The organism is Streptococcus mitis (genome assembly GCF_005844455.1).
Taxonomy (GTDB): domain Bacteria; phylum Bacillota; class Bacilli; order Lactobacillales; family Streptococcaceae; genus Streptococcus; species Streptococcus mitis_BF.
Genome location: NZ_SPGF01000006.1, coordinates 49141 through 55953 on the forward strand (window position 1 = coordinate 49141; position 6813 = coordinate 55953).

A 6813-nucleotide genomic window follows, 5' to 3' on the forward strand; every position below is an offset into this window, starting at 1 on the left:
TTTGTTAATATGATTAACAAAGAAAAGAGAGATTATGGATAAAAAAGAATTTATTACATTTAATAATCGTTTCAATAGATTTATTTTAGCATTTGAACAGTTAAAAAAAAATCAGCATAAAATTAGTATTGACAAATCCATTACGTTGAATGAGGTACATTTGATTGTTGTGATTGGGGAAAATCAGCCCTTAAATCTAGTGAAATTATCTGAATTATTAAAAGTTTCGAGAAGTGCAATAACTCAAAGTGTTAGGAGATTAATTCAAAAAAATTTAGTTGTTTTTGATTTTGCTCCGAATAATGGGAAAAATAAATATTTGAGATTATCTGAAAAAGGCATCGAAATTTTAAAAATCCATAAGGAGCAACAAGCACATATTGAAAAATCGGTCTTTTCAGTTTTAAACAACTATAGCGAGATGGAACTTCAAACAGTTGTGAAATTGATGGATGATATTGAAAATGTATGGGGAGGATTACCGTGGTGAAAGTCACGGTAAATTTTAAATTTGGTTGTTAAGTATATTAACAAAAGGAGAAGATATGAGTGTAAACATTGAACTGATTTCACAAACTGACTTAGCAGATGAATCTTTTTATATTACTATCAATGGTTTAGAACCAAGGACAAGGTATTGTGTAGAAATGTACCTGTCTGATTATTACTGTATAAATGCTCCCTTACTTTTAGATCATGATGTCGTGTGGAAATCAACCGCAATTTTTTTATCTGATCAGGGCGGTATGATTGATACCTCTCAGACGGCAGCTATTTCAGGATCTTATAAAGGGGTTTCAGAAATGGGCTTGTTCTTTAATGCGAAACCGTTGAAAAATAGGAAAAGGAGATTACCCAATTCTCTTGATAGAATTCCATTGCGAGATTGTTTTGGTGTTGAAATTAAAATCAGGCTGGGGAAAGATGTGGTCGCGGAGCAAAGTTTTGTAAGGCGTTATATGAATCTAGGAGTAAGATATCAAGATATCTATGACAAGCATTTTCAAGGTCGATTATTTTATGATGAAAAGTTAAGAAAGGCACCAGCCGTTATTATTGTTAGCGGTAGTGAGGGGAGAATTGAAAAAGCTCAGAATATTGCCCAACTTTTATCTTCTAGAGGCTATATTTGTCTTGCGATAGCTTATTTTGGTTTAGAGGGATTACCCCACAATTTAGAACGAATTCCAATAGAATGTCTGGAGGAGGCGAAAGATTTTCTATATCATCATCCTCAAGTTGATAATACAAAAATAGGAATATATGGTCGCTCTAAAGGAGCAGAGCTTGTTCTGGCTGGACAAAGTATTTTGGAAGATGTGCAATGTTTGGTACTCAATTCCCCCTCAAATGTAATATTTGAGGGAATAAAGGGAAAACTCAACTCTCATTCATCTTCTTGGACATATTTGCAAAAAGAACTTCCGTATCAAAAATTTCAACTAGGAAATTATTTGTTAAACAAGTTTTTTGGAAAACATATTCCTGAAGATAGTAGAGCTCAGATTGATGTGAGTAAAATTGCCTCTCCTTTATTATTACTAGGAAGCGATGTTGATGAAATATGGAATGCGTCATCCGCGATAGATGGTATTATTTCACATTATAAAGGGAAATCCATTTTGTTTAAAAAATACCACGAAACAGGACATATGTTGACGGTTGCTTATCAACCGAATCATCGTTATCGAAAAAATTGGTGCTTATTAATGAAAGAAAGTGTAGACTCTTGGTTTGCTACGATAAATTTTTTTGATACACATCTGAAAAATTTGTAGATAGTGCTGAACCGTACTATAATAGTCCCAACTAAGATAAAAACACAGTTCTGGTTGGTAGTCCAGTCTACAAAAGCAATTGTTCAAACAAGAGAAATTTGAACTCAAACAGTAAAAACGTAGAGAGAAGTACAAGAGTTACTAGTGACTTTCTCTTTCATAAAATAGAACAGCTCTTCTCGGATAAAAAGAGCTGTTTTTTGCTTGTATTGAAAATTCTTTTCATATATTATTTCCTAATAGATCTACTTGGCATCAAAAATTTGGCTAATGGAAGTTTCAAATTCAGGACAATACTTACTTGCTTCAAATTCAATCATATCATATTCAGCAGTTTCATTTTGATAGAAGGGATTGTGTGTCATTATTTCTAGTTAATTTTTTATTGTTTGATTTGGCTAGAATAATACTACCGATTCTTGAATTTTTCGGCCAGATGCGGTAAAACATCTCTTTTATAGCGCATATTTAAAAATATAATGTGTTCTTGTAAGTATTTTTAAGCTTCATTTAGCAATTCGGTAGGAGAAAAATAGCTGTAGCCTTCTCTACTTTAACTTAACCCTAACCATCTCACCACTTAAGCTCTCATTTTAACCACTTATCTCAAAAGTCGATTTTTCTTTCATTCTTTTTGTTAAACTGGTGGGGTAAAGAGGAGGAACTAAATATGATTTTACAAGCTAAACATTTGACTAAACGGTACGGCGATCATATGGCTGTTGAGGATATTCAGTTAGAGTTTGAAAAAGGGAGTTTTAATGCTATTTTGGGTCCCAATGGTGCAGGAAAATCAACCACCATTTCCATGTTAATCGGTTTGAAAAAGCCGACAAAAGGCCAGATTCGATATGCGCCAAATACGAAAATAGGAGTTGTTTTTCAAGCTAGTGTACTGGATGAGAGGTTGACGGTTAGGGAAAATCTTACGATTCGTGCTCAACAGTATAAGGAGATTGCAGCAAGTCGTGTGGATGATTTGATCCATCAACTGGGTTTGACTGCTTTCCATAAGCAACTATATGGGACTTTGTCAGGTGGGCAAAAACGTAGGGTTGATATTGCGCGTGCTCTTCTTTCACAGCCAGATATTCTTTTCTTAGATGAACCAACGACAGGTCTAGATATTCAGACTCGCAAAGCCATTTGGGATTTACTGTCTCGGCTACAAAAGGATGAAGGGATGACTATTATCTTAACGACTCATTATCTGGATGAAGCTGATGAAGCGGATCAGATTTATATCGTTGATCATGGGAAAGTGATTGCGCAAGGTTCTGCGACGGCTATTAAAAGTCAGTATGCATCTAATATTCTAAAAATTCGTTTTAAAGAAATGAAGGATTTAGAAAAGTTGCTACAGACTGGAATGATAGTAAAGGAAGAAAATGAGTTGGAATATCTTTTTTATCCAAGGACATCACTGGAAGCTATTGAATATTTGGCAAAAGTACGAGAAGAAATTGATTCTTTTGAGTTTCGTCCAGGTACCATGGATGATTCCTTTATTGCACTTACAGGAAGAGAGGTTCGGTAATGTTAGCTTTATTGAAACGGAATTTTATCTTATATTTTCGTAATCGTTCAGGAGTATTTTTCTCATTATTGGGGGCATTGATTTCCTTCCTCCTTTATATCATTTTTTTGCAGAAGAACTTGACGGATGCTTGGTCCCAACTCCCTGATAATACGAACCTTTTAAATAACTGGCTGATGGGTGGAACTTTGGCTGTGACTGGGATTACAACCAGTTTTACGGCTCTTACACAAATGGTACAGGATCGTGAAAATCAAGTGGATCAAGATCTCTTCTTGACAGATTTAGGTAGCTGGGGTTTACAGGTGTCCTATCTAATCAGTAGTATTGCCATCTCTTTTCTCATGCAGGTGTTTATGTTTGCTGTTATGGGGCTTTATTTTAAAGAAAGTCCAGTTATCAGTCATTTACCGGAAATTGCTTTGATTATGTTGTTAAGTAGTCTGCTTTCAAGTTTGATAAATATTCTCTTGATTTATCGTTTTCAATCTGTAGATAGTCTTGGCAAACTGGCAACTATAGTGGGAACTGCTTCTGGATTTTTAGTAGGAACTTATGTCCCTATTGGAGTTTTACCTGATTTTGCACAGATTATCATGAAGTGTACCCCTGCAACTTATATTGCTTCTCTTTATCGACAAATTTTAATGAAAGAACCATTAGAGACCGCATTTACAGGAAATAGCAGATTGTTAAAGGAATTTCAAGAAAAAATGGGAATCCAAATCAACTGGCAAGAACTATTGACAAAGGAAGAGACATACTTTATAGTGGTTATTATCAGTCTCGTCGCTATTCTTCTTTGGCTTTTATTTGTTAAAGTGTTTAGCAAGAGAAAATAAAGGTATATTGGAGAGAAAATGAAGATTCGTTTTGAAATGAGGACAGAGTTTTCAGAAAAGGACCCACATATTGTAATTCAGGCAGCTCAGTTAACCGACCAAGCAAGGGAAGTCATGGAGTATTTAGAACAATTTTCAACGACCAATCAGGTGGTCATTCCTATTCGAACGGATGATCATCTGGTCATGGTGAAGATTGAGGATCTTATTCTAGCAGATATCGATAAGAACTTGTTGACCATTTATACGGTAGACGGGATTTATAAAACTAAGGAAACGTTGATAAATTTTCAGAATCGGATTAACCGACGTAATTTTATACAGATATCACGCCATTCAATTATAAACATTGACCACTTAGAATCGTTATCAGATAGCTTTTCAGGGAACATGATGGCTAAAATGACTCGAGGTATCAAGTCTAGTGTGAGTAGGAAATACGTCAAGTCCTTAATGAATTATCTAGGTTTATAGGAGAAAATCATGAAACGATTAATTGATTATTTTGTATCGGGAATGCGTACGGCTTCCTTCTTTTATTTGAGTATGATGGTGTTGACTCAGTTTTATCCAGGTATTACCTATCCTGAACCAATGATAAAAAATATTCTAGCTCTGTTTTTAATGGGTGGAATTATGGGGGTATTGACTTTAATACTTGAAAGGCTAGAGTTTCTTGCTTATAGTATACGTGTAGGAGTTCATTTATTAGTGACAGCTACTATTTTAGTATTGACCTCTCTATTTTTTGGTTGGGGTTCAGCCTTGTGGAGTCCCTTGCTTTGGTTCTTTTTCTTGTTAATTTATGGATTGATATGGTTGTATCAAATCTGGCAAACTCACAAACTCACCCAACGAATTAATCAAGCCTTAGAGGATAAAAGACAGAAAACGGGTCACTAATATAGTGTTGAGGATGAAGTTTGAAGACAGTGCCAGTTTCCAAAGAGAACAATTTGTGATATAGTATTTTCAGCGTAAAACAAGGAGAAGAAAAATGCCAGTAAACGAATATGGTCAGATGATTGGTGAGTCAATGGAAGGTTATGCACCAGGTGAACTGCCTTCTATTGATTTCTTAGAAGGGCGTTATGCTCGAATAGAGGCTCTCTCTGTAGAAAAGCACGCGGAGGATTTATTAGCTGTTTATGGCCCTGATACGCCTCGGGAGATGTGGACCTACCTCTTTCAGGAACCAGTGGCAGACAGAGAGGAACTGGTTACTCTTTTAAATCAGATGTTGGCTCGTAAGGACCGTTTTTACTATGCAATCATAGACAAGGCAACTGGTAAGGCTTTGGGAACTTTTTCTCTCATGCGCATTGACAAGAATAACCGAGTAATAGAAGTGGGAGCTGTCACTTTTTCTCCAGAGCTCAGGGGGACACGGATAGGAACAGAAGCCCAGTATCTCTTGGCTTGCTATGTCTTTGAGGAGCTTAACTATCGTCGCTATGAATGGAAATGCGATGCTCTTAACATGCCATCCAGACGAGCAGCGGAACGTTTAGGTTTTGTCTATGAAGGGACCTTCCGCCAGGCAGTCGTATATAAGGGGCGTACAAGGGATACGGCTTGGTTGTCTATGATTGATAAGGACTGGCCCCAAGTCAAATCTCGTTTGGAAACATGGTTGCGTCCTGAAAATTTTGATAAAAATGGACGGCAGTACAAGAACTTAAGAGAATTCTGAGAGGTATTGAGATGATAACTATTAGAAAGCAAGAAATTGTCAAGCTAGAGGATATTTTGCATCTCTATCAGGCAGTCGGTTGGACAAATTATACCCATCAGCCTCAGATGCTGGAGAAGGCCTTGTCTCACTCATTAGCGATTTATCTGGCATATGCTGGAGATGCCGTGGTAGGCTTGGTTCGTTTGGTCGGAGATGATTTCTCATCAGTATTGGTTCAGGATTTGATTGTTTTGCCTAGCTATCAGTGCCAAGGGATTGGTAGAGACTTGATGAAAGAGGCTTTAGGTGATTACAAAGATGCCTATCAAGTCCAACTAGTGACCGAACAGACAGAAAAAACCTTGGGCTTCTATCGTTCTATGGGCTTTGAAAGTTTATCCACCTATAATTGTATAGGAATGACTTGGGTGAATCGAGAAAAATAACAAAACTTGTTTTTTCTTAAGCAAAGTTTAAGGCTGGTCTAGTATTATATAATCATTAAATAAAGACCTCCTAACTTTATTTAATGAAATCCTAAACTTTTTTCATCATAATCTCCTAATGAAGTCACCCAATCAGGCAATGTCATTAAGTTAAGAAATTCAAATACAATTCTGTATTTGGGTTTCTTTTTTATGTGATAAACTTATAGTTAAGGAGGGATTTCCCTGACATAATATATTGAATCTAAAATAGTACGTTATGGATTATAAAACATTTCTAGAAATTAACTTGACTTTCCTAAGCTCTCTGTTCATATATTATTTCAATCCACTATAAAACAGATAAAAGCCCACTTGAATAAGAGTATTCAGAGTATCATTGGTCAAAAAGTTGAGTTCGTCAAACAAGATGAACAGGCCTTTACTCGTAAAAGAAGGTTATCACTAGCAACTATAGTAAAATGAACCAAAAATAGTACACAATGTGGTATAATATTCTTATGGCATATTCAATAGATTTTCGTAAAAAAGTTCT

At 35.8% G+C, this 6813-nt stretch carries 8 protein-coding genes; all 8 read left to right on the top strand.

Annotated features, from left to right (window positions below):
* Positions 1–34: 34 nt before the first annotated feature.
* The 8 genes from FGQ53_RS02325 (at position 35) to FGQ53_RS02365 (ending at position 6278) form a co-directional block, all read left to right on the top strand.
* On the top strand, positions 35–490 hold the full coding sequence (locus FGQ53_RS02325; RefSeq protein WP_138335447.1) for a MarR family winged helix-turn-helix transcriptional regulator: 456 nt from the start codon (positions 35–37) through the stop codon (positions 488–490).
* A gap of 55 nt (positions 491–545) precedes the next feature.
* Positions 546–1778: an acyl-CoA thioesterase/BAAT N-terminal domain-containing protein gene (locus FGQ53_RS02330; protein ID WP_138335449.1), complete on the top strand. Its 1233-nt coding sequence runs from the start codon at positions 546–548 to the stop codon at positions 1776–1778.
* A gap of 670 nt (positions 1779–2448) precedes the next feature.
* Positions 2449–3315, top strand: coding sequence for an ABC transporter ATP-binding protein (locus tag FGQ53_RS02340; protein ID WP_138335451.1), 867 nt, complete (start codon positions 2449–2451; stop codon positions 3313–3315).
* Positions 3315–4157, top strand: a complete 843-nt coding sequence (locus FGQ53_RS02345) for an ABC transporter permease (RefSeq protein WP_138335453.1) — start codon at positions 3315–3317, stop codon at positions 4155–4157. The genes FGQ53_RS02340 and FGQ53_RS02345 overlap by 1 nt, the downstream gene beginning before the upstream one ends.
* Positions 4158–4175: 18 nt before the next feature.
* The gene (locus FGQ53_RS02350; protein ID WP_138335455.1) at positions 4176–4631 is read left to right on the top strand and encodes a LytTR family DNA-binding domain-containing protein; all 456 of its coding nucleotides are present in this window, start codon (positions 4176–4178) and stop codon (positions 4629–4631) included.
* A gap of 9 nt (positions 4632–4640) precedes the next feature.
* Positions 4641–5060 (top strand): DUF3021 domain-containing protein, encoded by a 420-nt coding sequence (locus FGQ53_RS02355; RefSeq protein WP_138335457.1) that lies wholly within the window; start codon positions 4641–4643, stop codon positions 5058–5060.
* 94 nt (positions 5061–5154) lie between these two features.
* Positions 5155–5850 (top strand): GNAT family N-acetyltransferase, encoded by a 696-nt coding sequence (locus FGQ53_RS02360; protein ID WP_138335459.1) that lies wholly within the window; start codon positions 5155–5157, stop codon positions 5848–5850.
* Between the two features lie 11 nt (positions 5851–5861).
* Positions 5862–6278: a GNAT family N-acetyltransferase gene (locus FGQ53_RS02365; RefSeq protein WP_138335461.1), complete on the top strand. Its 417-nt coding sequence runs from the start codon at positions 5862–5864 to the stop codon at positions 6276–6278.
* Positions 6279–6813: the final 535 nt, after the last annotated feature.